Origin of the sequence: Pusillimonas sp., from assembly GCF_029263785.1 — a bacterium.
In the GTDB taxonomy this organism is placed as follows: Bacteria; Pseudomonadota; Gammaproteobacteria; order Burkholderiales; family Burkholderiaceae_B; genus Pusillimonas.
The window spans coordinates 19467-45318 of record NZ_JAJUFE010000011.1 but is presented as its reverse complement, the minus strand read 5'-3'; the positions used below and the strand labels follow the sequence as shown (position 1 = coordinate 45318).

General features: G+C 58.4%; 21 protein-coding genes. 14 read left to right on the top strand and 7 right to left on the bottom strand.

The window, feature by feature from the left end:
* Positions 1–91: 91 nt before the first annotated feature.
* From rpoA to dsbD, 6 genes are all read left to right on the top strand, one after another.
* Complete coding sequence (gene rpoA / locus Q1J88_RS05110; RefSeq protein ID WP_301116480.1) at positions 92–1078, top strand: DNA-directed RNA polymerase subunit alpha; 987 nt, start codon at positions 92–94, stop codon at positions 1076–1078.
* Between the two features lie 198 nt (positions 1079–1276).
* Positions 1277–1666, top strand: a complete 390-nt coding sequence (gene rplQ, locus Q1J88_RS05105; RefSeq protein ID WP_301116479.1) for a 50S ribosomal protein L17 — start codon at positions 1277–1279, stop codon at positions 1664–1666.
* Positions 1667–1890: 224 nt separating this feature from the next.
* Positions 1891–3063 carry an ABC transporter substrate-binding protein gene (locus Q1J88_RS05100; protein ID WP_301116478.1) on the top strand — a complete coding sequence of 391 codons (1173 nt, stop codon included), beginning with the start codon at positions 1891–1893 and terminating at the stop codon, positions 3061–3063.
* A 13-nt stretch (positions 3064–3076) separates the two neighbouring features.
* Positions 3077–3970 carry an alpha/beta hydrolase gene (locus Q1J88_RS05095; protein WP_301116477.1) on the top strand — a complete coding sequence of 298 codons (894 nt, stop codon included), beginning with the start codon at positions 3077–3079 and terminating at the stop codon, positions 3968–3970.
* 129 nt (positions 3971–4099) lie between these two features.
* Positions 4100–4432, top strand: a complete 333-nt coding sequence (gene cutA, locus Q1J88_RS05090) for a divalent-cation tolerance protein CutA (protein WP_301116505.1) — start codon at positions 4100–4102, stop codon at positions 4430–4432.
* Between the two features lie 27 nt (positions 4433–4459).
* The gene (gene dsbD / locus Q1J88_RS05085) at positions 4460–6448 is read left to right on the top strand and encodes a protein-disulfide reductase DsbD (RefSeq protein WP_301116476.1); all 1989 of its coding nucleotides are present in this window, start codon (positions 4460–4462) and stop codon (positions 6446–6448) included.
* Positions 6449–6494: 46 nt separating this feature from the next.
* Here dsbD and hemB read toward each other — a convergent pair whose 3' ends face one another.
* Both hemB and yihA read right to left on the bottom strand, forming a co-directional pair.
* The gene (gene hemB, locus Q1J88_RS05080; protein WP_301116475.1) at positions 6495–7505 is read right to left on the bottom strand and encodes a porphobilinogen synthase; all 1011 of its coding nucleotides are present in this window, start codon (positions 7503–7505) and stop codon (positions 6495–6497) included.
* Positions 7502–8125, bottom strand: coding sequence for a ribosome biogenesis GTP-binding protein YihA/YsxC (gene yihA, locus Q1J88_RS05075; RefSeq protein WP_301116474.1), 624 nt, complete (start codon positions 8123–8125; stop codon positions 7502–7504). The genes hemB and yihA overlap by 4 nt, the downstream gene beginning before the upstream one ends.
* 160 nt (positions 8126–8285) lie before the next feature.
* On the opposite strand from yihA, the gene Q1J88_RS05070 reads away from it, so the two are divergent.
* From Q1J88_RS05070 to ccsB, 3 genes are all read left to right on the top strand, one after another.
* Positions 8286–8978: a c-type cytochrome gene (locus Q1J88_RS05070; RefSeq protein WP_301116473.1), complete on the top strand. Its 693-nt coding sequence runs from the start codon at positions 8286–8288 to the stop codon at positions 8976–8978.
* A 201-nt stretch (positions 8979–9179) separates the two neighbouring features.
* Positions 9180–11153: a cytochrome c biogenesis protein ResB gene (locus Q1J88_RS05065; protein ID WP_301116504.1), complete on the top strand. Its 1974-nt coding sequence runs from the start codon at positions 9180–9182 to the stop codon at positions 11151–11153.
* A gap of 12 nt (positions 11154–11165) precedes the next feature.
* Positions 11166–12518 carry a c-type cytochrome biogenesis protein CcsB gene (gene ccsB, locus Q1J88_RS05060; protein ID WP_301116472.1) on the top strand — a complete coding sequence of 451 codons (1353 nt, stop codon included), beginning with the start codon at positions 11166–11168 and terminating at the stop codon, positions 12516–12518.
* A gap of 69 nt (positions 12519–12587) precedes the next feature.
* On the opposite strand, the gene lysA is transcribed toward ccsB, so the two are convergent.
* Together lysA and Q1J88_RS05050 are read right to left on the bottom strand one after the other, a co-directional pair.
* On the bottom strand, positions 12588–13862 hold the full coding sequence (gene lysA / locus Q1J88_RS05055) for a diaminopimelate decarboxylase (protein WP_301116471.1): 1275 nt from the start codon (positions 13860–13862) through the stop codon (positions 12588–12590).
* 165 nt (positions 13863–14027) lie between these two features.
* Complete coding sequence (locus tag Q1J88_RS05050) at positions 14028–14234, bottom strand: lipoprotein (RefSeq protein ID WP_301116470.1); 207 nt, start codon at positions 14232–14234, stop codon at positions 14028–14030.
* Positions 14235–14265: 31 nt separating this feature from the next.
* Here Q1J88_RS05050 and cyaY point away from each other — a divergent pair, with 31 nt between their 5' ends.
* Entirely contained in the window at positions 14266–14595 is a 330-nt protein-coding gene (cyaY, locus tag Q1J88_RS05045) for an iron donor protein CyaY (protein ID WP_301116469.1), read from the top strand.
* A gap of 375 nt (positions 14596–14970) precedes the next feature.
* On the opposite strand, the gene Q1J88_RS05040 is transcribed toward cyaY, so the two are convergent.
* Entirely contained in the window at positions 14971–17418 is a 2448-nt protein-coding gene (locus Q1J88_RS05040) for a penicillin-binding protein 1A (RefSeq protein ID WP_301116468.1), read from the bottom strand.
* A 115-nt stretch (positions 17419–17533) separates the two neighbouring features.
* Between Q1J88_RS05040 and Q1J88_RS05035 the strand changes: the two genes are divergently transcribed.
* The 3 genes from Q1J88_RS05035 to Q1J88_RS05025 are packed head-to-tail and all read left to right on the top strand — an operon-like array spanning position 17534 to position 20363.
* Positions 17534–18157 carry a shikimate kinase gene (locus tag Q1J88_RS05035; RefSeq protein ID WP_301116467.1) on the top strand — a complete coding sequence of 208 codons (624 nt, stop codon included), beginning with the start codon at positions 17534–17536 and terminating at the stop codon, positions 18155–18157.
* Positions 18138–19223, top strand: a complete 1086-nt coding sequence (gene aroB, locus Q1J88_RS05030; protein ID WP_301116466.1) for a 3-dehydroquinate synthase — start codon at positions 18138–18140, stop codon at positions 19221–19223. Before Q1J88_RS05035 ends, aroB begins: the two co-directional genes overlap by 20 nt.
* 9 nt (positions 19224–19232) lie before the next feature.
* Entirely contained in the window at positions 19233–20363 is a 1131-nt protein-coding gene (locus Q1J88_RS05025; protein WP_301116465.1) for a deoxyguanosinetriphosphate triphosphohydrolase, read from the top strand.
* Between the two features lie 22 nt (positions 20364–20385).
* Here Q1J88_RS05025 and uvrA read toward each other — a convergent pair whose 3' ends face one another.
* Positions 20386–23232, bottom strand: coding sequence for an excinuclease ABC subunit UvrA (gene uvrA, locus Q1J88_RS05020; protein ID WP_301116464.1), 2847 nt, complete (start codon positions 23230–23232; stop codon positions 20386–20388).
* Positions 23233–23324: 92 nt separating this feature from the next.
* Here uvrA and Q1J88_RS05015 point away from each other — a divergent pair, with 92 nt between their 5' ends.
* The gene (locus tag Q1J88_RS05015) at positions 23325–24524 is read left to right on the top strand and encodes an MFS transporter (protein ID WP_301116463.1); all 1200 of its coding nucleotides are present in this window, start codon (positions 23325–23327) and stop codon (positions 24522–24524) included.
* A gap of 8 nt (positions 24525–24532) precedes the next feature.
* On the opposite strand, the gene Q1J88_RS05010 is transcribed toward Q1J88_RS05015, so the two are convergent.
* On the bottom strand, positions 24533–25657 hold the full coding sequence (locus tag Q1J88_RS05010; RefSeq protein ID WP_301116462.1) for an FAD-dependent oxidoreductase: 1125 nt from the start codon (positions 25655–25657) through the stop codon (positions 24533–24535).
* Positions 25658–25852 lie beyond the last annotated feature (195 nt).

Below are 25852 nucleotides of genomic sequence, written 5' to 3'. Positions count from 1 at the left end.
GAACCTGGGCTGTGTCATCTACCGCCAGACAAGCGGTTCATCCGTCAGCCTTATCGGTGTAACGAGCCGAGGGTATTGAAAAGGAACACACATGTCGTCTCAAGGTTTTCTGAAGCCCCGTTCGATCGAAGTCGAACCCGTCAGCAAGAATCGCGCTCGCGTGATCATGGAGCCATTCGAGCGTGGCTACGGCCATACTCTGGGCAATGCACTGCGTCGCATTCTGTTGTCATCCATGACCGGCTATGCGCCCACCGAAGTGCAGATCACCGGTGTGGTGCACGAATACTCCACCATCGCTGGCGTGCGTGAGGACGTCGTCGACATTCTGCTTAACCTTAAGGGCGTGGTATTCAAGCTGCACAACCGCGACGAGGTTACCCTGGTTCTGCGCAAAGAAGGCGCAGGCGTCGTCACGGCCGCCGATATCGAACTGCCTCACGACGTCGAGATCATCAACCCCGATCACGTGATTGCTACGCTTACCGAAGCTGGAAAGCTCGAAATCCATATCAAGGTCGAGCAGGGACGCGGATATGTGCCCGGTAACGTTCGCGCACTGGCCGACGACCGTTCGCACACTATTGGTCGTATCGTTCTTGATGCCTCGTACAGCCCGGTTCGCCGCGTCAGCTACTCGGTTGAAAGCGCTCGTGTCGAGCAGCGTACCGACCTCGACAAGCTGATTCTTGATATCGAAACCAACGGCGTGTTGTCTCCTGAAGAAGCTGTCCGCCAATCGGCCCGCATCCTGATGGACCAGATCTCGGTGTTTGCTGCACTGGAAGGCGTTGGCGATTCGTACGAAGCTCCGGCACGTGGTACGCCTCAGATCGACCCCGTGCTGTTGCGTCCGGTCGACGACCTCGAGCTTACGGTTCGCTCGGCCAACTGCCTCAAGGCCGAAAACATCTACTACATCGGCGATCTCATCCAGCGCACCGAAAACGAGCTTCTCAAAACGCCCAATCTGGGTCGCAAGTCGCTCAACGAAATCAAGGAAGTCCTTGCCGCACGTGGCCTGACCTTGGGCATGAAGCTCGAGAACTGGCCACCGCTGGGCCTTGAGCGTCCGTAAAAGTGGTATCTGGCCCGATGCGTGGTCTTGCATCGGGCTTTTTGAACTGCTGAAGGTGGTGCACAGCCGCCACCGGCACAGTAGTTGACCTTTTTTTGCTGTATAGTTCTACCCCTTGATCGGCCCGCAGATTTTCTGATAGAAGAGCCGGCTAACCGCGAAATCACTTTCGCACACATAGATTCAAAGGAAATCATCATGCGTCACCGTCACGGTCTGCGTAAACTTAATCGCACCAGCGCCCATCGTCTTGCCATGTTCCGCAATATGGCTGTTTCCCTGATTACTCACGAAGCAATCAAGACGACCTTGCCCAAGGCAAAAGAACTGCGCCGCGTTGTCGAACCCCTCATCACTTTGGGCAAAGAGCCTTCCGTCGCCAACAAGCGCCTGGCGTTTGCCCGCCTGCGTGACCGCGAAGCAGTTACCAAGCTGTTTGATGTGATCGGCCCCCGCTACAAAGAGCGTAACGGCGGTTACACACGTGTCCTGAAGATGGGTTTCCGTCAGGGCGATAACGCTCCGATGGCATTCATCGAGCTTGTCGATCGTCCCGAAGTCGAAGACGCCGAAGAAGCTGCAGAATAAGACACTGCGGGCCGACGAGGCCCGGCGTTCAGAAATTCGAAACACCCCAGATCCGCAACGGGCGGTCTGGGGTGTTTTTGTATGGGCACATTGGGGGTAAACCGCATTGCACGAATTCTTGAAAAAAGGATACCATTACGAAAATTTTTGGTTTTTTATAAAATATACCTGTTAAGAAGTCGCATCCCCGCTGGCTTCTGGCCGGCTCATTCAAGGAAGGAAATATGCTGCGCAAATTAACATTGGCATGCCTTGGCGTTATCGGGCTTACGGTAGCGCAATCCGCTGCAGCGGCGGATCCGCTTCGTATCGGATTCATTACCACCCTGTCGACGCCGGCCGGTTATATCGGTGAAGACCAACGTGACGCCTTTCAGTTGGCCATCGACCAAGAAGGCGGAAAGCTTGGCGGCGTGCCTGTGCAATTGGTCATTGAAGACGATGGCCTGAAACCACCTACCGGCAAGCAGTCTGCCGAAAAAATGCTGCAAGAGGGCATTCAGTTATTTACGGGCATCAATTTTTCGAACGTACTGATGGCCGCAGTGCCAAGCATCTTGAAAGAGGGTGCCTTCTACGTGAGTCTTAACGCCGGCCCGTCGCAATTTGCCGGCAAGCGTTGCGACAAGAACTACTTTGTAGCCTCGTTCGAGAACACTTCGCTTCACTCTGCTGCAGGTCGTGCTGCCACCGAGCAGGGCTTCAAGAATGTCGCCTTGCTGGCACCCAGCTACCAGGCAGGTCGCGACGCACTGACAGGCTTCAAGCGCGAATACAAGGGCAATGTGGTTGCCGAAATCTACACCAAGCTCGACCAGAATGATTTCTCGGTCGAGCTTGCCCGTCTGCGCGATCTCAAGCCTGACGCCATTTATCAGTTTCACCCCGGTGGCGCCGGCATCAACTTTGCCAAGCAATATGCCAATTCGGGCCTGAAAGATACCGTGCCCATGTTCCTGCCGGTGTTTTCGATGGATTTGCGCATGATTCAGGCAACCGGCGACGCTTCTGAAGGGCTGTACACCACCGCTCTTTGGTCGCCGACGCTCGATCTGCCCGAAAGCAAACAATTTGTTGAAGACTTCAAAAAGGCATACGGTCGGGTACCCACGCACTACGGTGCTTTGTCGTACGATACTGCGCGCCTGATTGCATCGGCCCTCAAGGCCGTCGACGGCGACCTGAGCCGGGCTGACGAGTTCCGCGAAGCCTTGCGCAAGGCCGATTTCAAGTCGGTACGAGGAAACTTCGCCTTCGATACCAATCATCATCCCATTCAGGATTACTACCTGAACAAGATCGAAAAAGATGCCGATGGCAATCTGATGCCCACGGTTCTGAAAAAGGTCATGAGCGGTGAGCGGGACGCCTTCGCTGCCGAATGCGAAATGAAGTGAGGCGGGGAAGACCTTGAATCAGCGTGTTAATGATGGCACCGACGTCGACCTTCGTTTTGCAGATCTTGCCGAACGGGGTCGGCAGTACGATGCACGGGGATCGGTAGCAGATTTTGACGCCTGTGTGGCCGAGTACGCGCGTCTCGCGCGAGAGGTCAACCGCGACTGCGTCGGGCTGTATGATCTGAAATACGGCCCGGCCAACGCCGAACGGCTCGATATCTTTCCGACGGTATTGCGGTCAACTCCGGCCCCGGTGTTTGTGTTTATCCACGGGGGCTATTGGCGTTCTCAGGCCAAAGAAGACGCGCCCATCATGGTCAAGCCATTTGTTCAGGCGGGGGTGGCGGTTTGCACGCTCGAGTACACATTGCTGCCCGAGGCTACACTGCCGGAAGTCGTGCGGCAGGTGCGCAACGCCGTGGCTTGGCTTTACACGCACGGTGCACAGTATGGTGTCGACCCCAACCGCATCTACGTGGCAGGAAGTTCGGCCGGAGCCCATCTGGCGGCCATGGCTGCTGCTCAGGGCTGGACTGCCTCCTATGGCTTGCCGGACGATGTCGTAAAGGGCTTGGCGGCCTTGAGCGGCTTGTACGAGTTGGCCCCGCTTTGTGATGTCGCGCCCAATGAGTGGCTGCAATTGCATGCGGATCAGACCCCGCGAGTCAGTCCGATGCACCATTTGCCCCGTACGGGATTGCCTGCCGTTCTGGCTGTCGGAGGCCTTGAAACCGACGGTTTCAAAAACCAGACGGACGCCTACGACGCGGCATGTCGTGCCGCAGGTGTCAGTGTAAATCGGCTGCACGTGCCCCAGTGCAACCATTTCAACCTGCTTTGCGAATGGGCTGACGCGGACAGCGAGCTTACGCGGGCCACCCTGGCCATGATCCTCGAACCCTAAGAACCCGACGCTGGTTTCCGGCGGTACGGCCACAATGTTGGCGCACTGCCGGGACCGCACCGCATGCCCCACCGGAACCCTGCTGCCCGAACCGCTAAAATAACGAGGTTTGAGGTTCCGACAGAGGGAGTGCTCATGGCGAACGACGTGGTGGTAGTACTTAGCAATGCTCCCGATATGCTTTTAGCGAAGCGCATTGCTCACATGCTGGTTGAAGAAGGCCTGGCTGCTTGCGTGAACCTTGGTGCGCCGGTCTTGTCCATGTATATGTGGGAGGGCAAGCTCGAGGGCACCGAAGAAGTCCCTCTTGTCATCAAAACATCCAGGACGGCGTTGGCGGCCATGACGAGCCGCCTGATCGAATTGCATCCATACGAGGTCCCCGAGGTTCTGGTTCTGTCCGTTGAAGGTGGGGCTCAGCCTTACCTCGATTGGGTAAAGCAGCAAACGACTGCGTCCTGAGCACTCGCGGTCAATAAGGAAGAAGGCATGGTATCGAGGTTAGGCGCAGCAGGCGGCCAGGGCAGTGCGCGGGCCGACGCTTGTCCGCGAGAGTTTATCGGTTTTCAGGCGCTACGTCAGCTGAAGCGGGCTCTGTGCTTGCTTATGGCGGTGGCCCTGAGTGTCCTGACGATACCGGCCCAGGCCGAAGAAGAGTTCCTCGACCCGGCTGAAGCGTTTGTGTTGTCGGCCGCCATGGCCAATCCCACCGAACTGCACGTGCACTTCCAGATTGCCCCCGACTATTACATGTATCGGGACCGCTTCGCATTCGAACTGGATACGGCGATCGCAGGCGAGCCGATTTATCCTCGAGGCACTGTCAAATACGACCCCACCTTTGACGAAGACATGGAGGTCTATCACGACCAGGTAACCATACGGCTGCCCCTGCAGGCAGGGGCTCAGCAGGCAGTGCCACTGCGTATTACCGGACAGGGCTGCGCCAACGCCGGCTTATGTTATCCGCCAATGACCTTTGCGCTGCAGCTGATGCCTGCCGACCTGGGTTATCGGGTGCAGGGCGAGGGCGTCGTCGAAAGCGTTCCGCCGCCACAAGATGAACTGGCCCGACAGGGGGCTGCAACGGGCTCCGGTCGAGCCGAGGGCGTTGGTGGGGTATTGAGCCTGGGCGACACCGGTCTTGCCTCTTATCTGGCTGACATAGGTTGGGTTGAACTTGTTGGCCTTGCCTTCTTGTTCGGTGTGTTGCTTACCTTCACCCCTTGTGTGCTGCCCATGGTGCCGATTGTCATGGCTGTGGTTGCAGGAGACGCGCGGCGTCACGGACCACGCGGAAGGTGGCGTGGATTGGGCTTGGCCGCCAGTTATGTCCTGGGAATGTCGCTGGTTTATACGGTGCTGGGCGTTGCTGCCGGGCTGGTCGGCGCCAGTCTGGCCGCCTGGTTGCAGACCCCGTGGGTCCTGTCAGTATTCGCGCTGCTGCTTGCCCTGCTGGCATTGGCGATGTTCGACGTGTATACCTTTCAGGCTCCCGCCCGACTGCAGGCCGGTCTGAGCGAACGCGCATCGCACATCCCCGGTGGTCGTTGGGGCGGCGCGTTCCTGATCGGCATGGTGTCCGCGCTGATCGTGGGGCCCTGCGTTGCGGCGCCGCTGGCGGGCGTCCTGCTGTTCATCTCCCAGACGGGTGACGTGGCGTTAGGCGGCAGTGCCCTGTTCGCCATGGCCTGGGGGCAGGGCTTGTTGCTGCTGGTTCTGGGGGCGACCTCGGGCGCCCTCATTCCGCGAGCAGGCCCGTGGATGGACGGCGTCAAACAGTTCTTCGGCATGCTGCTGCTGGCGACGGCGTGGTGGATGCTAAGGCCGGTCGTCCCGGTATGGGTCGCCATTTTGGGCTGGGCATTTCTGGCCATGTGCAGCGCTGTAATGTTGGGGGCCTTTGGGCGCAGGGGCGGGCTTCCCGTGTCCACTGGCGCCACGGGGCTGTGGCGCAGCGTCTTGCGTGCGGCCGGCCTCTTGTTGGCTGTGTGGTCGATATTGCTTTTAGTTGGCCTGGCAGCAGGTGGACGCGATCTGTTCCGACCCTTGGCTCCATTTGCGGCCACCAATACGCTGGCCTCTGAAAGCGGGGGGGCATCGCCGACTGCTCGGTTGCCAGAGTTCACGCCAGTGGAGTCGATAGTCGAACTGGACGAGATCGTCGCACAAAGCAGCCAACCCGTTCTTCTGGATTTTTACGCTGACTGGTGTGTCTCGTGTATCGAGATGGAACGTTTCACGTTTACCGACCCCCAAGTGGCGCAGCGCATGAATCAGTTTCTGCTGGTTCAGGCGGATGTCACGGCCAATACGCCCGAGCACCGCGAACTGTTGCGGCGTTTCAATCTTTTTGGCCCTCCGGGAATCATCTTTTTTGATCGCGACGGAGCCGAACTCAGCAAGCGGGTGATTGGCTTTCAGAATGCCGAGCGTTTCGGCGCTGTGCTGGACGAAGTGCTGCAAGGCGCGAACTAGCCGGCGGGCCGTGCCGCCGGCATGGCACGGCTCTGTAACCAGATTGCTATTCCTTCAGCAACCTGGCAGCGTGAATGGCGAAATAGGTAAGAATGCCATCGCCGCCTGCCCGCTTGAAGGCCAATAAAGATTCCATGACCACCTTGTCGTGATCCAGCCAGCCATTGGCGGCTGCCGCCTTGAGCATGGCGTATTCGCCACTGACTTGATACGCAAACGTGGGCATGCCGAAGGCCTCTTTGACGTCGCGCAGCACGTCCAGGTAAGGCATGCCAGGCTTGACCATGACCATGTCGGCACCTTCGCGGATGTCGGCCGCCACCTCGCGCAGGGCTTCATTGCGGTTGGCGGGATCCATCTGATAGGTTGCCTTGCTGGACTTGCCCAGGTTTGCTGCTGACCCTACGGCGTCACGGAACGGGCCATAGAAGGCGCTGGCGTATTTGGCCGAGTACGCCATGATGCGTGTGTGTATATGGCCTTGCGCCTCAAGCGCATTGCGAACGGCGCCGATTCGACCGTCCATCATGTCGCTGGGTGCAACGATATCCACGCCGGCTTGTGCTTGTACCAGTGCTTGCTTGACCAGAATGTCGACTGTTGGCTCGTTCAGAACGTAGCCATCGTCGTCGATCACACCGTCCTGGCCATGGCTGGTGTATGGGTCGAGCGCTACATCGGTAAGCAAGCCCAATTGGGGGAATCTTTCTTTTATGGCTGCGACGGTACGGGGGATGAGGCCGTCCGGGTTGGCCGCTTCGATGCCATCGGGGGTTTTCAATTTGTCGTCGATGGCCGGAAACAAGGCAAGGACCGGAATACCCAGTTCGGCGCATTCCTCGGCCACCTTCAGCAAGTTGTCGGGCGAATAGCGAAATACGTCGGGCATCGAGGGAACAGGCTGCCGCACATTAGTGCCTTCAGTAACGAACACCGGGTAGATGAAGTCGTCGACACTAAGGCTGCTTTCGCGCACCAGGCGGCGCGAGAAATCATCGCGACGGTTACGGCGCGGGCGCGAGGAGGGAAAATCGACAGGTGGTAAGAAACGGGTCATGGCACTACCTTGGGTGAAATCCAGTTTTCAATGTGCGCAGCGGCTTCTTCAAGGCCGATGCGATGCGTTGCCGAGAACGGCAGGGCCGTGAGTTCGCCCAGTTCGGCAAGCTCTTTCTTGACGGCGGCCACAGCTTTCAGGCGTTGGCCGTAAGGGAACTTGTCTGCCTTGGTCAGCAAGGCCAGAACCGGCCGGCCTGTGGGCGCGATCCAATGGGCAAGGCGGCGGTCCAGGTCGGTGAGACCGCGTCGAATATCGAGCAACAGGACAACACCTGCCAGTGATTCGCGCTGACGAAGGTAGCCGCCCAGAACGTCGGCCCACTCTTCACGCGCTTCGCGGGCGACGGATGCATATCCATAGCCCGGCAGGTCGACCAGGAAGCCCAGCGACTGCCCGGGCTCGAGAGGGTCGGGAATACCGAAAAAGTTGATCAGCCGTGTGCGGCCGGGAGTCTTGCTGGAAAACGCCAGACGCTTCTGGTTGGCCAGTACGTTGATGGCGGACGACTTGCCGGCGTTGGACCGCCCGACAAACGCGACCTCGGCAGTGGTAGGGGGCGGCAACTGGTCGAGGCGTGCGGCCGAAACGGTGAAAGTAGCGCGGTGCAGGATGGACAATGTATGGCCTGATCAGTTTAATTTAACCGCTATTGTATAATTTCGGATTTGAAACTGTTGCGGTCAAATTGCCCGGGCCCCTGTCGGCCCGAAAATCTGACATTTTCATAGCCGGCCATGGTCGGCGCCAAGATCGAATAAGCGATCCGTCGAGGTCTTCATGAAGCGTGTGCTTTCCAGAATATTAATTATCAGCGGTGTGATGCTTGGCTGTTCCGTGGTTTCCGTAGGCTATGCGCAAGGCGCCGCCACCAAGCCCGATGGGGCCAAGGGCGAGGCTCTTTACACCAACGGCGACGCCGCCCGCGGTATTGTTTCCTGTGCCAGTTGCCACGGCGCGGCCGGCAACAGCACGCTCCCGGTCAATCCCAACCTGGCCGGTCAGGCTCATGAATACATTGCACGTCAGCTTCACGATTTCAAATCCGAAGACGGCAAGCCTGCCAAACGTACCGGTCCCGACGGAGCACCCTCGGTCATGACTCCCATGGCTGCCCCGCTTACCGACGAAGATATCCAGAACGTTGCCTATTATCTGGGTCAGCAACCGCTCGATTACGAAACTGCTGCTACGGCTACCAACGAAGCGACCATGCAACGCGGTCAGGAAATCTGGCGTGGCGGCATCCCCGACAAACGTGTCCCCGCCTGTGCAGGTTGCCACTCGCCCAACGGCGCTGGTGTTCCAGGCGAATTCCCTCGTCTGGCGGGCCAGTTCCCCGGCTACATCGCCGACCAGCTCAAATTGTTCCGCAGCAATGATCGCGCCAACGCCATCATGCACGACATCGCCGACCGCATGTCCGATTCCGACATCGCTGCCGTGGCGGATTACGCAGCAGGCCTGCGTTAATTTGTAAATTCGGTCTGGCGCCAGAACGAAAACCGCGCCGATCGGTCAATCAGAAGGGGGGAGCCGGCGCCGGCGCTCCCCTTTTTGCCATGGGCGGCCACTTGAACGCATGGTGCGGCAGTATTTTGTGAACTCGAACTCGTGAATCAAACATATTCTCTGCGTAGCTTCGGTGCAGATCTGATCGAACTGCTTGGCTCAATGCGCTTTGCAGTGAGCTTGCTGATGTTTATCTGCGTGGCCAGCATTATTGGTACCGTGCTTCAGCAGAATCAGGTCGCCAGCGCCTATATCGACCAGTTTGGTCCCTTCTGGTTCGAGCTCTTCGATAAATTTGCCATCTGGCATGTGTATAACAGCTGGTGGTTCCTGCTGATCATGGCTTTCCTGGTGGTCTCGACCAGTATCTGTCTGATTCGCAATACTCCAAAAATGGTGCGCGATATGCGCTCGTTTCGCGAGTATGTTCGCGGCAGCAGCTTGCGCGCATTCCATCATCGGGTCGAAGCGGAATCATCCCAGACGCCTGCTCAGTCCGTGCAAAAAGTCAGCGCCTGGCTGCAGTCGCAAGGTTATAAGCTCAAGACGCGTCAGGACGGCAGGTCGGTGATGGTTGCTGCCAAGAAGGGTGCTGCAAACCGGCTGGGCTATATCTTCGCGCACGCTGCCATCGTTGTGATCGCGGTCGGCGGGTTGCTCGACAGCGAACTGCCCGTGCGCATGCAGGTATGGTTTGGCGGCAAAACGCCTATTACCGAGAACATGCTGATCTCCGAGGTGCCGCCTTCCGGGTGGCTGCCCGCTGGCAATCCCAGCTACCGGTCAAACATGCTTTTGCCTGAGGGAAGTCGCAGCGCCAGCGGCATAGTCGCAGTGGATGACGGCGTATTGGTGCAGCCCATACCGTTTTCCATCAAGCTCAACAAGTTCGACGTCTCGTACTATTCCACCGGCATGCCCAGCTCGTTCAAGAGCTTTGTCGAGGTCACAGACCCCGAAACCGGCGAAACGTTTGAAAGCCTGATCGAAGTCAATGAGCCCTTGCGCTACAAGGGGGTCACCGTTTATCAGTCCAGCCTCGACGACGGGGGCAGCCACCTCAAACTTACGGCCTATCCCCTCGAAGGGCCGGCAAGCAAACCCCTCAAGGTCGAAGGCACGGTCGGACAATCCAGTGAAATCGTGCTGGACGGGGCGGGTGGTCAAGATAAGATAATGGTGGCCATGTCGGGCTTGCGGGTCATAAACGTCGAAAATATGGCTCCCGGGGTCGAACCGCAACCCAAGGCTGTAATTGAACACGTAGCCTCGGTGACCGGAAGCGCGGCGGGTGCGTCAAACGAGCATCTGCGTAACGTCGGCCCCAGCGTGCAGTACCGGGTTATCGGTCGCGATGGGCAGGCGCACGAATACAACAACTACATGTTGCCCATCGAGCTGGACGGGCACCTTGTGTTTCTGGCCGGCGTTCGTCAATCCGAGGCCGAAGATTATCGGTATATGCGCATTCCAGCCGACAGCAACAGGTCCTTGACCGAATTCATGCAGTTGCGGGCCGCGTTACAAGACCCCGCCCTGCGCGAGCTTGCCGCCTTGCGTTTTGCCGAGCAAAACGCAGGCAGTGATGCGCAGCGTCCCTTGTTGCAGAAGGCGGCTGCCGGCGCTATCGACGCGTTCTCACGTCAGGGTTTCGACGGACTGATCGAACGGGTTCCCGAAGCCGAACGCGAAACGGTATTGGGGTTTGCGGTACCCATGATTCAACTTACCTTGTCGCAGTTGTACGATATGGACAGGATCCGGCGTGGGCTTGAACCCATTACCGACACCCAGGAGGGTGCGGACTGGTTAAGGTTGTCATTGCTTGCCTTGGCCAACCTGCCCAATTATCCGGCGCCGGTTTTCCTTTCGCTCGACAGCTTCGAGCAGGTGCAGGCCAGCGTATTCCAGATTGCCCGCAGCCCGGGCAAGAATGCGGTATACCTGGGTTGTCTGTTTCTGGTCATTGGGGTGTTCTCGATGTTCTACATTCGTGATCGCCGCATATGGGTATGGATTACCCCCGAAGGCAACGGTAGCCGCTTGCAGGCAGCCATGACGTCCCAGCGACGCAATCTGGATTTCAATCAAGAGTTTGAGCGGTTCCGGGATGCATTCCGGCGCTTGATCACGTAACGAGGTTTCCTCATGTCCGAATCGACCTACAACGCCCCCATGTGGGAAGAGTCCATGACTCCCAGCGGCGACTCTCGTGGCCAAAGAGGCAAGCCCGACTGGACTGACGTCCTGTTCTTTCTTGTATTGGCGATAGGTGCCGGGTACGCGCTGTTCGCCTACAGCGCGAGCATGGACTACTACGAGAAAATCATCCTGTGCTGTTCGGTGCTGGGCTTTACGTGGATGGGCTGGCTCTGGCGACCTCTGCGTACCCTGATGATTGCTTGCGGGGTGTCGGCCCTGTTTGCCATTTGGCTGTACAGCGACGGCGGTGGCCTGGCGCAGGGCGACATCACCCGCTCGGAAAGTGTATTTTTTCTGAAGTATCTGTTTTCTTCACAATCCGCCATCTTGTGGATGTGCGCGCTGTTCTTTCTGGCCACCATCTGCTACTGGATAGGGTTTGCCAGCAAGACGGCTGCGTGGTTGGGAACTGCGCTTACCTGGGGCGCTGTATATGCGGGCAGCACCGGCTTGCTGGTGCGTTGGCGTGAAGGGCACTTGCTGGGGCCGGATATCGGTCACATACCTGTCAGCAACCTGTACGAAGTTTTTGTGCTGTTTGCGCTTATCACGGCCTTGTTCTACCTGTATTACGAAAGACGTTACGCAACGCGTGCCTTGGGCGGATTCGTTTTGCTGGTGGTCAGCTCTTCCGTCCTCTTCCTGCTCTGGTATTCGTTTACCCGGGATGCCTTCCAGATTCAGCCCCTGGTTCCGGCTCTGAAAAGCTGGTGGATGAAAATCCACGTACCGGCCAACTTTATCGGTTACGGCACCTTCGCGCTGGCGGCCATGGTCGGTTTTGCGTATCTGGTAAAAGAGCATGGCGAAACCAGGTCGTGGGGCAAACTGATGCCGCTGTTCATCCTGGGGGCCATTCTTTGTGCCGAGCCAATGATGTTTGGCTCACGCGAACTGTCGGCCACCTGGATGCTTTATTTCGGCCTGGGTGCCATAGTGGTCGGCGTGATTCTGGCCCTGCGTGGTCCGATCTCGCGCAAGCTGCCCTCGCTCGAGATCCTCGACGACATCATGTATCGTGCCATTGCCGTCGGCTTCGCCTTCTTCACGGTTGCCACCATACTGGGCGCACTGTGGGCCGCCGACGCCTGGGGTGCATATTGGCAGTGGGACCCCAAGGAAACCTGGGCCCTGATCGTATGGCTCAACTATGCGGCCTGGCTGCACATGAGACTCATGAAGGGGCTTCGTGGCAGCATGGCGGCGTACTGGGCTCTGGCAGGCTTGCTGATTACCAGCTTCGCCTTCCTGGGCGTCAATATGTTCCTGTCAGGCCTGCATTCGTACGGCGAACTGTAATAAAGCCCTTGCCCCTTCATGAAACACCCCAAAAGTCAGGACGCTGTCCGACTGCTGGGGTGTAGTTCATCAGGGCAGCGGCTTTTCGTCTGCGAACAGGCTTTTCAGTGTTTCGCGTGGACGCACCACATGATAGTTGCTGCCGTCCACCATTACCTCGGCCGGACGGGGCCGCGTATTGTATTGGCTGGCCATCGTAAAGGCATAAGCACCTGCCGACATGATCGCCAGCAAGTCACCCTGCTGAACATCCAGTTTCCGGTCGCGCGCCAGCCAGTCTCCACTTTCGCAAATGGGCCCCACCACGTCGTACGTCTTGGCATCTGCCGGTCGATTCTCGGCGGCTTGACCCACCTGCTCGACACTATGCCAGGCATCGTACAAGGTTGGACGAAGCAAATCGTTCATCGCGGCGTCGACAATCGCAAAGTTCTTGGCCTCTGTGTGCTTCAGATATTGAACTTGCGTTAACAGTACACCGGCGTTGCCGACCAAAGACCGGCCCGGCTCAAGCACAATCTGCAAGTGCCCAAGACCGCGGGCCTCCAGCCTTTCAAAGACTGCGTCCAGCAACATCTTGGGTGTAAGAGGTGTTTCATCCGTGTACCGGATGCCGATACCGCCGCCCAGGTCCAGATGCTTGATATGCGTGCCCGCAGCGGCCAGCGTATCAATGAGATCAAGCAGCTTTTCGAGCGCGTCCAGATACGGATCCACTTCCGTTATCTGCGATCCGATATGGCAATCCACGCCCACCACCTCCAGGCTCTTCAATTGAGCGGCCCGCTGGTACACCGCAGGCGCGTCCTCAATTGCGATCCCGAACTTGTTTTCCTTGAGGCCCGTCGAGATGTACGGGTGCGTATGCGCATCGACGTCCGGATTCACACGCAGCGATACCGGAGCGACCTTATTCATCTGGGCCGCCACGTGCGCCAGCAGCTCAAGCTCCGCTTCCGATTCCACATTGAAGCACTTGACCCCGGCCTGCAGCGCATCGCGCATCTCCCACGCCTGCTTGCCGACGCCCGAAAACACCACCTTGCCCGGGTCTCCGCCCACAGCCAGAACCCGCGCCAGCTCGCCACCCGACACAATGTCAAAGCCCGATCCCAGCTTATGGAACTCGCTGAGTACCGCCAGATTTGAATTGGCTTTCATGCCAAAACAGACCAAGACGTCACGTCCCTTGGCCGCCTCACTGTAGGCGCCCCATGCGTCATGCAGTGCCTTGCGCGAATACACATACAACGGCGTGCCCAATTCCCGCGCCAACGTCGTCAGCGGCACGTCTTCAGCATGCAAAGTTTCGTTCTTGAAAGAAAAATGTGGAGCGACAGTCATGAAAGTCAAAACAGAGACGCGCCAACCGACCCATAAAAGCCGACAGCGCAAGGTTGAGCGGAATTCGCGAGTGTCACGAACGCAGCCTGAAATAATACAACACCGCGCCAAACGGCCAGGCCAGGCAAATGACGCCTTCTCGTAAGGAGGCGCGTGGCCAGATCCCTACTTGACCGCCGAAGGCACAGCCGGCGCTGTACCCGTTTCAGCCGGCGCCTGCGGCGGCGCAGTCAACGATTCTTCCGGTGGCGGCGGAGGTGGCATATACAGAGGCCCCTTGTAACCGCAGGCAACCAGCAGCGGTACAACCGCTACACTGGCTACAATGCGGAGCTTGAACAGGGCGGGTGTCCCAAGGTGGGGCGCTTGCATGATGGACTCCAAAAATCGATGGGTTAGAGAAATGAACGAATCTGAATTCCTCGCTCGAAGCGAAAGCATACTGGACTCACTCGAAAGTCAGTCTGACGACTGGGTGTCATTGCATGACCTCGACATCGAGGCAATTCGCAGCGGTAACGTCCTGACCCTTGTGTTCGACAACTCGATCCACGTTGTCATCAACAGCCAGGCACCCATGCAGGAAATGTGGGTAGCCGCCCCCAGTGGCGGATTCCATTATCGCTTCGATGGTCAACGTTGGAATGATACGCGCGGCGGCCCCCACATGGCAGAAGCCCTATCGCAAATCGTCTCCGAAGCCACCGGTCAACCCATTAAAGTCGTTATCTAAACCACAGCGGGCTGCCCAAAGGACAGCCCGCTGCAAAAGCCGGCATCTGCGGTGCCGCTTCGACGCGCTCTAACCGATCTGAGACACCGTTCACAAATTGGTCGAATGATACACAAACACTTGGTCAACCAATAATTCACAATCACGAGGGCCTGGGGCAGCCTGTGTGCTGGCGCCCGTCCAGACTACGCCGTTTTCTTTACCTTGAGACGGGGGCTTTCGGCGACAGCCCGTCCGAATCCCGAAGCGCGTAGCGCTGAGGTTGAGTTCTGCCGCCGCCCGGCTCGAGGTAGGGAAAACGGGAAGCCCGAAGGGCCGTAGGATGCGGGCACCAGCACACAGGCTGCCCCAGGCCCGACTCAAGAATTCACCCCCCTAAAACTGAACCCTCTGCACCTGCGCCGCATCCCCACCGCCATCCCCGGAGTTCAGCCGCTCGAGTAAAGTCCCGATTCCATCCAGCGTTCCGCCCCCATCAATCCCGCTGCCATCAATAAACAGAGGCTGCATCTCTTCAGGCGTAGGCAATCCCACCCTCGCTACCGCCTGGCCCGGAGGGAACTCGGCAAAATAATAATCACCGTCGATCTTGCTAAGACCATTGGGCGGATCGCCCGCCGGAGTTTCCGGCACACCCTCCAGGGCTACGCGCATATAGTCCAGCCAGATAGGCATCGAAGCCCCGCCGCCCGTTTCACGAGAGCCCAGCGATCGAGGCTGATCGAAACCCATCCAGGCCACACCCACCAACTGGGGCGTGAAGCCCGCAAACCAGGCATCGTGAGAATCGTTCGTCGTGCCCGTTTTACCGCCAATATCCTTGCGCTTGAGAGTCGCTTGCGCCCTGGCTGCCGTGCCGAAAGTGGCCACGCCGCGCATCATGTCGTTCATCACATACGCCGTGCGCGGGTCGATCGCGCGCGCAGCCGCATCGCCTGCCACCGTGGGTCGGGCCTGCATGATTACCTTGCCATTAGCGTCAGTCACGTGGTCGATAAGATAAGGCGGCACCCGATACCCGCCGTTGGCAAACACCGCATAGCCTCCGGCCAGCTGAAGCGGAGTCACGCTTCCAGCCCCCAGGGCCAGCGGAAGCACCGCAGGGTTGCGCGAGCGGTCAAATCCAAAGCGGGTGATGTAGTCTTGCACATACTTTGGCCCGATGGCCTGCATGATACGGATGGACACCATGTTTTTGGATTTATACAACCCCTGGCGCATCGTCAGCATGGGTTCGTACGTATTGCCGTAGTTCTTTGGGTTCCATGCTTTCGAACCCGTTTGCGCAGCCGTCAGCATGAACGGCTCGTCTGAAACCTGTGTGGCCGGAGTCAGGCCTCTTTCAAGCGAAGCTGCGTAAATGAACGGCTTGAAGGCCGAGCCCGGCTGGCGCCACGCCTGCGTGACACGGTTGAACTGCTCTTCGAAATCGAACCCGCCGACCATCGACAAAATCGCACCGTCTTGAGGACGAAGCGAGACGAAGGCCGCCTGCACCGTCGGACGATTTAGGACCTCCCAGTGATCGCCGTTCTGGTGAACGTAAACCACCGAACCACGTTCGATCCGGTATTGATCCTTCGCGTTCTTGCCCAAACCCCGGGCGACGATCTTGAGCGCATCTTTGTTGGTGACTTCGATAATTTGCTGCGAGCTACGCGCCACCACTATTTTTTCAGGGCTGGCCGAAAGCACCAGGCCCATCAGCAGGTCGTCGCTGTCGGGGTATTTGTCTTGTAGTTCGTCAAGCAGGTTATCCAGCGCTGCACCGTCTTTTTCAAACCCCTCCGGCAGCCGGATGGTTTCTTCGGGACCCGGGTATACCGCGCGGCGGGTGTACTGAAGAATGCCCTCGCGTACAGCCTGATAGGCAGCGTGCTGATGCTTGGAATCAATGGTTGTGTAAATGTTGAAGCCACGCGAATACACGTTGTCCTGGTACACGCTGTACAGCAGACGGCGAGCCAGTTCGGCAACGTACTCGCCATGGATGGCGTAACCGCCGGCCGGCGTACCGGGAGCGGATTTCAGCTCGATCGGCTGGTTCATGGCCTCTTCGTACTCGGCTTCGGTGATATAGCCGAGGCTGCGCATGCGGCCCAGCACATACGCCTGACGAGCCTTGGCGCGCGGCATGTTGGCGATAGGGTTGAAGCGCGACGGCGCCTTGGGGATGCCTGCCAGCATGGCGGCTTCGGCAATGGTGATGTCGCTCAATTGCTTGCCAAAGTACGTGCGAGAGGCCGCGGCAAACCCGTAGGCCCTGTGCCCCAGGAAGATCTGATTCATATACAGATCGAGAATCTGATCTTTTGTCAGCGTTGCTTCAATCTTGAACGTAAGCAGCAGCTCGTAGAATTTTCGAGTGTAGGTTTTTTCAGACGACAGGTAGAAGTTTCTGGCCACCTGCATGGTAATGGTACTGGCACCCTGGGTTTTGGCCATGTGGGTAACGTTGGCCACCACAGCGCGGGCAACGCCCGTCCAGTCGATGCCGCCATGCTGATAGAAGCGGTCATCTTCGGCTGCTAAAATGGCCGACTTCATGATGTCGGGCACTTCATCAAACCGTAGGACGTTCCGTCGTTCTTCGCCGAATTCGCCGATCAGCACTTTGTCAGAGGTATAGACCCGCAGCGGAATACGCGGCCGGTAATCGACCATGGCGGTGAGGTCGGGCAGGTTGGGCCAGGCCAATGCCAGAGCCAGTGCGCCAAGAAGCGCGCCACAAAGCCCCAGACCGGCCAGGAAAACGGCCGATTTGATCAGGAAACGCGGCAAGCGTGATCGATGCTTGCTGTCAGAGGATTTAGATGAGCTCATTGATGGCGATTTTAAGCCCAGGCAGACCGCGCCGCGAGCATTGCACGATAACAATGTAACGGATTAATGCGATGGCAGGGGGCGAACTAAAGGTTGCAAGTGGGATAATACACAAATGACTGATTCTTTACGTGCGAATACCGCCAGCCAAGAGGGCCGGTTGCGCAACACGCAAGCCGAGCCAGCCCCCGCCGACACGGACGACAGGCCGATTGTCCTGGTGGGAATGATGGGTGCCGGCAAGACCACGATAGGACGTCATCTGGCCAAAGCCCTTAACCGTGAATTCGTCGATCTCGATCTGGCGCTCGAGGCCCGCTGTGGTGTGCCTGTGGCGGTGATATTCGAGATCGAAGGCGAAGCCGGCTTTCGAAAGCGCGAAACTCAGCTGCTGGATCATTACTCGCAACAAAAAGGCATTGTGCTGGCGACCGGCGGAGGCGCGGTGCTTGCCGAGGTAAATCGCGCCATGCTCAAACAGCGGGGCCTGGTCGTATATTTGCGGGCCAATAGTGATGAATTGTACCAGCGCGTGGCACGCGATCGGCAGCGCCCGCTGTTGCAAACCGACAACCCTCGCGCCCGCGTCGCTGAACTTCTGACGCAGCGTGCGCCTCTTTATGAAGAAGTCGCGACGCTGACCTTTGACACCGGCAGCACCCCCATCCCCCAGGCCGTGCAACAGTTGGTGTCGTTGCTCAAACAAACGAGAATCCGTGATGAACACCGTACAAGTTGAGACGCCAGGCGGCTCTTATCCCATTCATATTCAACCCGGGCGCCTTGACCATCTGGCTCAAAGCATTCCGGCGGATGCCACTGCCGTGGCATTGGTTACCAATCCTGCAGTCGCCGGGTTTTATGCGGATCGGGTCGAGCAGGCGCTTCGTGCCGCCGGTCACCGTGTACTGCGCATCGAATTGCCCGACGGCGAGAAATACAAAGACCTGCAAACGCTCAACCTAGTATTTGACGCCCTGCTGGAACACCGTTTCGACCGTAAGGCTGTGCTGGTCGCGCTGGGGGGCGGTGTCATCGGAGACATGGGCGGATTTGCCGCGGCCTGCTATATGCGTGGAATCCGGTTCGTGCAGATTCCCACCACCTTGCTGGCCCAGGTCGATTCTTCTGTCGGCGGCAAGACGGGCGTGAACCACCCATTGGGCAAGAACATGATCGGCGCGTTTTATCAGCCGGTTGCGGTCGAGATCGATGTCGATGTCCTGAAAACCTTGCCTGCGCGCGAGATCTCGGCGGGTTTGGCCGAGGTCGTTAAATACGGTGCGATCATCGACGCCGAATTCTTCGCCTGGTGCGAGCAAAACGTTGCTGCCCTGCGCGCACTGGACGAGGCCGCCATCGTTCACGCCATACGCAGGTCTTGTGAACTCAAGTCGTACGTCGTGTCCCGCGACGAGCGCGAATCCGGCTTGCGGGCCATACTCAATTTTGGCCACACCTTCGGTCACGCTATCGAAGCCGGCCTGGGGTTCGGACAGTGGCTTCATGGCGAAGCGGTTGGTTGCGGCATGATCCAGGCTGCCGAGCTTTCCTCCCTTGTGCTTGGCTTGCCCCGCGACGATGTCGAACGAATCCGGTCGCTGGTTCGCGAAATCGGTTGCCCCGATACTCCGCCCGATCTGGGGGTCGAGCGTTGGCTTGAGTACATGCAGGTCGATAAAAAGGCCGAAGGCGGCCAGATTCGATTTGTACTCCTGCCCGAAATAGGCAAGGCAGTGTGCCAGACGGCACCGGACGACGCCGTGCGTGAGGTGTTGCTGCGTACCAGTGTGGTGCAGGGCTGACGGAGGGTGATGGTGACGGCATTGGCGCCTTATGCTTGTGACCCAGCCCGCACCCGGGGCCGCCCGCATCCCGAAGAACCACCCGCCAATCGGTCGCAGTTTCAACGTGATCGCGATCGCATCATCCATTGCAACGCCTTCCGGCTGCTTGAATACAAGACCCAAGTCTTCGTGAACCACGAAGGCGATCTGTTTCGCACCCGATTGACCCACAGCATCGAGGTGGCCCAGATCGCCCGCACCCTGGCGCGAAACCTGGGCCTGCACGAAGACCTGACAGAGGCTATCTCCCTGGCTCACGATTTGGGCCACACGCCGTTTGGACACGCCGGCCAGGATGAACTTAATGCCTGCATGCGTGAGATGGCACCGGCCGCAGGCGGGTTTGAGCATAACCTTCAGAGCTTGCGGGTGGTTGACGAGCTTGAAGAACGCTACGCCGCATTCAATGGCCTGAACTTGTGCTTTGAAACCCGTGAGGGCATTTTGAAGCACTGTTCCGTCAAGCATGCGCGCGAGCTTGGCGAAGTGGGTCGTCGATTTATCGAGCGTACCCAGCCGTCTCTCGAGGCGCAAATCGCCAACCTGGCTGATGAGATCGCCTATAACAACCACGATGTCGATGACGGGCTGCGCTCGGGCCTGATACGCATCGAGCAGCTGATGCAGATCGAGATTTTCGCTACGCACCACGCAGCGGTGATGCGAAAGTACCCCAACCTGGAACGCCAGCGGGCCATTGCCGAAACTATCCGCGCCATGATCAACACTCTGATCGTTGATCTGACCGAGACCACACTGGCCAACATCAGGCGTGTGCGGCCAGGCAGTGCCGACGACGTGCGCGCCTCCGAGCCGTTGGCCGCATTTTCGGCTCCCATGAGGGCTCAGGCGGATGCGCTGAAACGCTTCTTGCTGAATAATCTGTACCGGCATAGCCAAGTGATGCGCATGACGACCAAGGCGCGTCGTATCGTTCGCGAGCTGTTTGTGGCTTTTATCAACGAGCCGCGCTTGCTTAAGGATGAATACCGGCGCGATGATGAGGTCGAACAAGCGCGGGCCATTGCCGACTACATAGCGGGCATGACCGACCGGTACGCCATTCGCGAGCATCGCGAATTGTTTCGGATGGACTGAGACTAGCCCTTCAGCACTTCCTTTAACCCTTCAGCACTTCCTTCAGATAACGGCCCGTGTGGCTTTCCGGATGTGCGGCGACATCTTCGGGAGTGCCTTGCACCATGATGCGTCCGCCGCCGGCGCCGCCTTCCGGCCCCATGTCGATCACCCAGTCGGCTGTCTTGATCACATCCAGATTGTGTTCGATGATGACGACCGTGTTGCCGCTGTCGACCAGCTTGCGAACGACATCCAGCAACAGCGAGATATCTTCAAAATGCAGGCCGGTAGTGGGTTCGTCAAGGATGTACAGGGTTTTGCCGGTACTTCGCTTTGAAAGCTCAAGCGATAATTTGACGCGTTGTGCCTCGCCGCCGGACAGCGTGGTGGCGCTCTGGCCCAGGCGCACGTAAGACAACCCTACGTCCATGAGCGTCTTGAGCTTGCGGGCAATCGTTGGTACTGCATCGAAGTATTCAAGGGCCTGTTGCACGGTCAGGTCCAGCACCTCGCTGATATTGCGGCCACGATAGCGAATGTCCAGGGTCTCGCGGTTGTAGCGCTTTCCGCCACACACATCGCAGGGCACGTACATGTCGGGCAGAAAATGCATTTCAACCTTGATGACGCCGTCGCCCTGGCAGGCCTCGCAGCGTCCGCCCTTTACGTTGAATGAAAAACGGCCGGGATCGTAGCCACGCGTACGTGCCTCCGGCACGCCGGCAAACAGTTCGCGGATGGGCGTAAACATGCCGGTATACGTGGCCGGGTTACTGCGCGGGGTGCGACCGATGGGGCTCTGGTCAACGCTGATGATCTTGTCGAATTCAGAGAGCCCTTCCATGGACTCGAATGGGGCAGGCTCTGCCTGGCTGCGGTGCAGTTCCTGCGATACGGCCTTGGCCAGCGTGTCGTTGATCAGAGTGGACTTGCCGGAGCCGGACACCCCTGTAATGCACACCAGCCGCCCCGCGGGGATGGCCAGGTCGACCGATTTGAGGTTATTGCCGGTGCAACCATTGATACGCAGCCAGTGCTGGTCGGGCGTGACCGGTCTGCGCTCGCCAATCTCGATGCGACGCTTGCCGCTGAGGTATTGCCCCGTGAGCGATTCGGCGTTTTCCTGCAGATCTTGTGGCGTACCCTGCGCGACGACCCGACCGCCATGTTCGCCTGCACCGGGACCCATGTCGATAACGTGGTCGGCCGACCGGATCATGTCTTCGTCGTGTTCGACGACGATCACGCTGTTGCCCAGGTCGCGCAGATGTCGCAAGGTTTCGATAAGCCGGTCGTTGTCGCGCTGGTGCAGCCCGATCGATGGTTCGTCCAGCACATACATCACGCCGGTCAGACCCGATCCGATCTGGCTTGCCAGCCGGATGCGCTGTGCTTCGCCGCCCGAGATTGTGTCGGCGCTGCGATCCAGCGACAGATAATTCAAGCCGACGTTATTCAGGAACTGGAGCCGTGATTCGATTTCGCGGGTAATGCGCTCTGCTACTTCTTTTTTGGCGCCCGTCAGTTCCAGTTCCTGGAACCATTTCAGGCAGGCGGCCAATGACAGGGCTTCGACTTCATAGATGGCACGTCCCCGGCGCTGTTGCTTGCCGGGTTCGCTACCAATCAGCACATTACGCGCTTCGACGCGCAACCTTGATCCTTCGCAGGCAGGGCAGGTCTGTGTGTTGCGATACTTGCCGAGCTCTTCGCGCACCGCACTTGAATCAGTTTCACGCCAGCGCCGCTCCAGGTTTGGAATCACTCCTTCGAATGCATGCTTCTTGACGGTACTGCGGCCTTTTTCGTTCAGATACACGAAGGCGATTTCTTCGTCGCCGGATCCGTACAGCACACGTTGCCGTACATGCTCGTCAAGTTCATTGAAAGGGGTGTCCAGATCGAACTCGTAATGAGCGGCCAAACTGGTAAGCAATGAATGGGTGAACGCATTTCTGCGATCCCAGCCACTGATGGCACCGCTGGCCAGACTGAGCTCGGGAAAGGCGACGACTCGCTTCGGGTCAAAATAATCCACCTGCCCCAACCCGTCACACCGCGGACAGGCACCGACCGGATTGTTGAAACTGAATAGTCGGGGCTCAAGTTCGGGCAGGCTATGATGACAAGCCGGGCAGGCGTAATGACTTGAAAACGCCAGCTCGTCCCCCGAGTCCATATTCAATGCAATGGCCCGGCCGTCTGCCAGCTTCAGCGCAGTTTCGAAGCTTTCTGCAAGCCGCTGACGGCTTTCCGGCTTGATGCGCAAACGATCCACCACCACATCGAGATCGTGTTTTTCAGTTTTCTTGAGAGGTGGCAAGGTGTCGATTTCGAGCATCTCGCCATCGACACGCAGGCGTACAAAGCCCTGGGCCTGCAGGCCGGCACGTTCATCCTCAAAGCTGCCTTTACGCGCACGAGCTATCGGAGCCAGAATGGCAAGCCGGGTGTTGGGCGCCCAGTTCATGGCCTGATCAATCATCTGGCTGACGCTTTGAGCCTGCAAGGGGAGACCATGCTCGGGACAGTACGGCGTACCGACGCGTGCATACAGCAAGCGCAGGTAGTCATGAATCTCGGTAATCGTCCCGACGGTGGAACGAGGGTTGTGCCCCGCCGATTTTTGCTCTATCGAGATGGCCGGCGACAAGCCTTCAATCAGGTCAACGTCGGGTTTGTCCATCAGTTGCAGGAACTGCCGCGCATACGCTGACAGGCTTTCGACATAACGGCGCTGCCCCTCGGCATACAACGTATCGAAAGCCAGCGACGATTTTCCCGAGCCCGATAAACCCGTTACCACCACCAGCTTGTGGCGAGGCAGATCAACTGACACGTTTTTGAGGTTGTGCGTACGGGCGCCCCGGATGCGAATTGCTTCCATCAGGTTCTACAGTTTTGAAGGCCAACTCATTACTATAGCGCGCCGGGCCACTTCGAGCTTGTTTATACTTGAGCCTTCTTCATGAGGGAACGATGCAACCCACCAAACTGAAGCTTACCGCCGGCGAGAGGCGTGCCAGCATCATGCTGTCTTTGTTGTTTGCCTCGCGCATGCTGGGTTTGTTTCTTTTGACACCTATTTTTGCTGTCGCCGCGCTGTCAGTGCCTGGCGGCGACAACGCCACCAAGGTCGGAATCGCGCTTGGGGCGTACGGGCTGACACAAGCACTGCTGCAAATACCGCTTGGCATGGCGTCTGACCGATATGGCCGGCGTGCTGTCATCGTATTCGGAATGGTCCTGTTTACCGCCGGCGGCATCATTTGCGCGCTGGCCGACAACATCAACTGGATCATTGCCGGTCGTGTGGTGCAGGGATTAGGGGCCGTATCGGCCGCCATTACCGCCTGGATCGCTGACTCGACCCGCCCCGAAGTACGCACCCGGGCCATGGCCATGGTCGGAGGTTCGATAGGCATCTCGTTTGCCGCATCGTTAGTGCTTTCACCTCTGCTGGTTGGCCGGTTTGGCCTTTCGGGCCTGTTCTGGGCGATAAGCCTGCTGGGCTTCGTGTGTCTGTTCATCGCCGTGGCCCTGGTTCCCTCAGCCCCGCGTATCGAAAAGCCCATCGTTCAGGCTCGTGCTCGTGACGTGTTGTCTCACGCTGGTTTGCTGCGCCTGAACTTCGGGGTGTTCTGTTTGCACTTCATCTTGATGGCGATCTTCATGGTGGCACCGGGGCTGCTGTCTGCCTTGGGCGGCTACGATTCGGCAAACTTGTGGGAGGTTTACCTGCCGGTAATCTTGCTGTCGTTTATTTTGATGGTGCCTGCGGTGTTCTATACCGAGACACGGCGCATTCACAAAGTGGCGCTGGAAATTGCCGTTGCCGGCCTGGCCGTGGTGCTGGCACTGATGCCCCTGGCCAGTCAAAACTTTTATACGCTGGTCATTCTGTTTGTGGGCTTTTTCATAGCCTTCAATATTCTCGAGGCTCTCCAGCCCTCGCTGGTCTCGCGGGTAGCCCCGGTGGAATACAAAGGCCTTGCCCTGGGTTTCTACAACACGGCGCAGTCTTTGGGTGTGTTCGCGGGCGCGGCGCTGGGCGGCGTAATTACGTCGCACGGGGGGTCTCGAATGGTGTTCTTGCTGGCTGCGGCCCTGGCCTTTGTGTGGTTCCTGACCGCCCGGGGCTTCAGAATGGGTGCCGGAACACCGGGCGCATCCGTCTGACCACAGGTTCAAATTGGCTCGGCCAGCGCAATAAGCGACTCTTCGACCAGACGGGTTTGCTCGGAAGGCGGTGCACCGCGCTGCTCGCGCCTTCCGATTTCGATAGAGTTGTTTACCACCAGGCGGCAACGTTCGTAACGCCGGTTCATGAATCCTTCGAATATCCGCCCGATGTCGGCATGCCTGGCGGCTTCCTGACCCAGTACAAGAGCGTCCTCAACCGCCATTCCCGCGCCCGATGCGAGCTGTGGCGTTGTGGGATGCGCGGCGTCGCCGATCAATAAGACGCGGCCGACATGCCAAGGTTTGGGCAGAACAAATGCCTCGAGCGGCCGCATGATGATGTTGGCACCGGGACCCAGGTTTTCGCGGATGGTTTGCAGTTGGCCGCCATATCCCTCCAGCAGGTTTCTTAACCTGTCCGGAAGCTCGTTGTCCGGCAGGTGGGGCGGACGCGGAGTGGTCTGCAGCAAAAACATGTACATCTGGTCGCGGGAGACGGGCGTCAGTCCGACCTTGACCCTGCCTCCCAGGAAAAACATTCTTCGCTTTACATCGGGCGGACGAGCGGTTGCCAGCCGCCAGCAGGTCTGCCCCTGGTATTCGGGATGCGGAGCACCAGGCAGGATCAGATTGCGTATGCGCGAGAACAGGCCGTCGGCGCCCACCAGAAAGTCATAGGAACCCTGGCTGCCGTCAGAGAACGTGACATCCACAGAACTTGGTGTAGTTGCAAGCGAGTCGACGGTTATGCCCAGCCGTACCCGTATCGGCAGTTGTTTCACCCGCCCGGAAATGATCTGGTGCAATACCGGACGCATGATTCCGCCGCATCCAGGGATGTCTGGCCCGCCCACGCTGGGTGTATGAACAAGGTTGATGGGCTCTCCCTGCACATTGCATATCTGGATGCCGTCGCCCGTGTAGGCGTGCGCCATGACCTCGTCGAGTATTCCCAAGTGTTGGAAAGCTCGCAGGGTGGGGCTTGTAATCGTGATGCCGGCGCCATACACGCGCCAATCAGGATCAATGTCGATAAGATCCACGTCCAGACCTGCCTTGGAAAGTTCTATCGCGGCGGACATCCCTGCGATTCCACCCCCTACTATCAGAGCTGTTCTGTGGTGTTTCATGATCGTATTGGTCGGTGCTTGGGAGATTGGCTTGCCAGTTGAGCGTATTAAGTCGGCAAGCCCTGAACCAGGTCAATACGCCTGTCATGCTTTCGCACGTTCGGTCAAAAGAAGGTGCGCGTACGAGCAAAAACTGCCGGGCTTTCCACCCGGGCTTGAAGCGTTCCGGGCGTGATTGCCGGCCCACCATCCAGC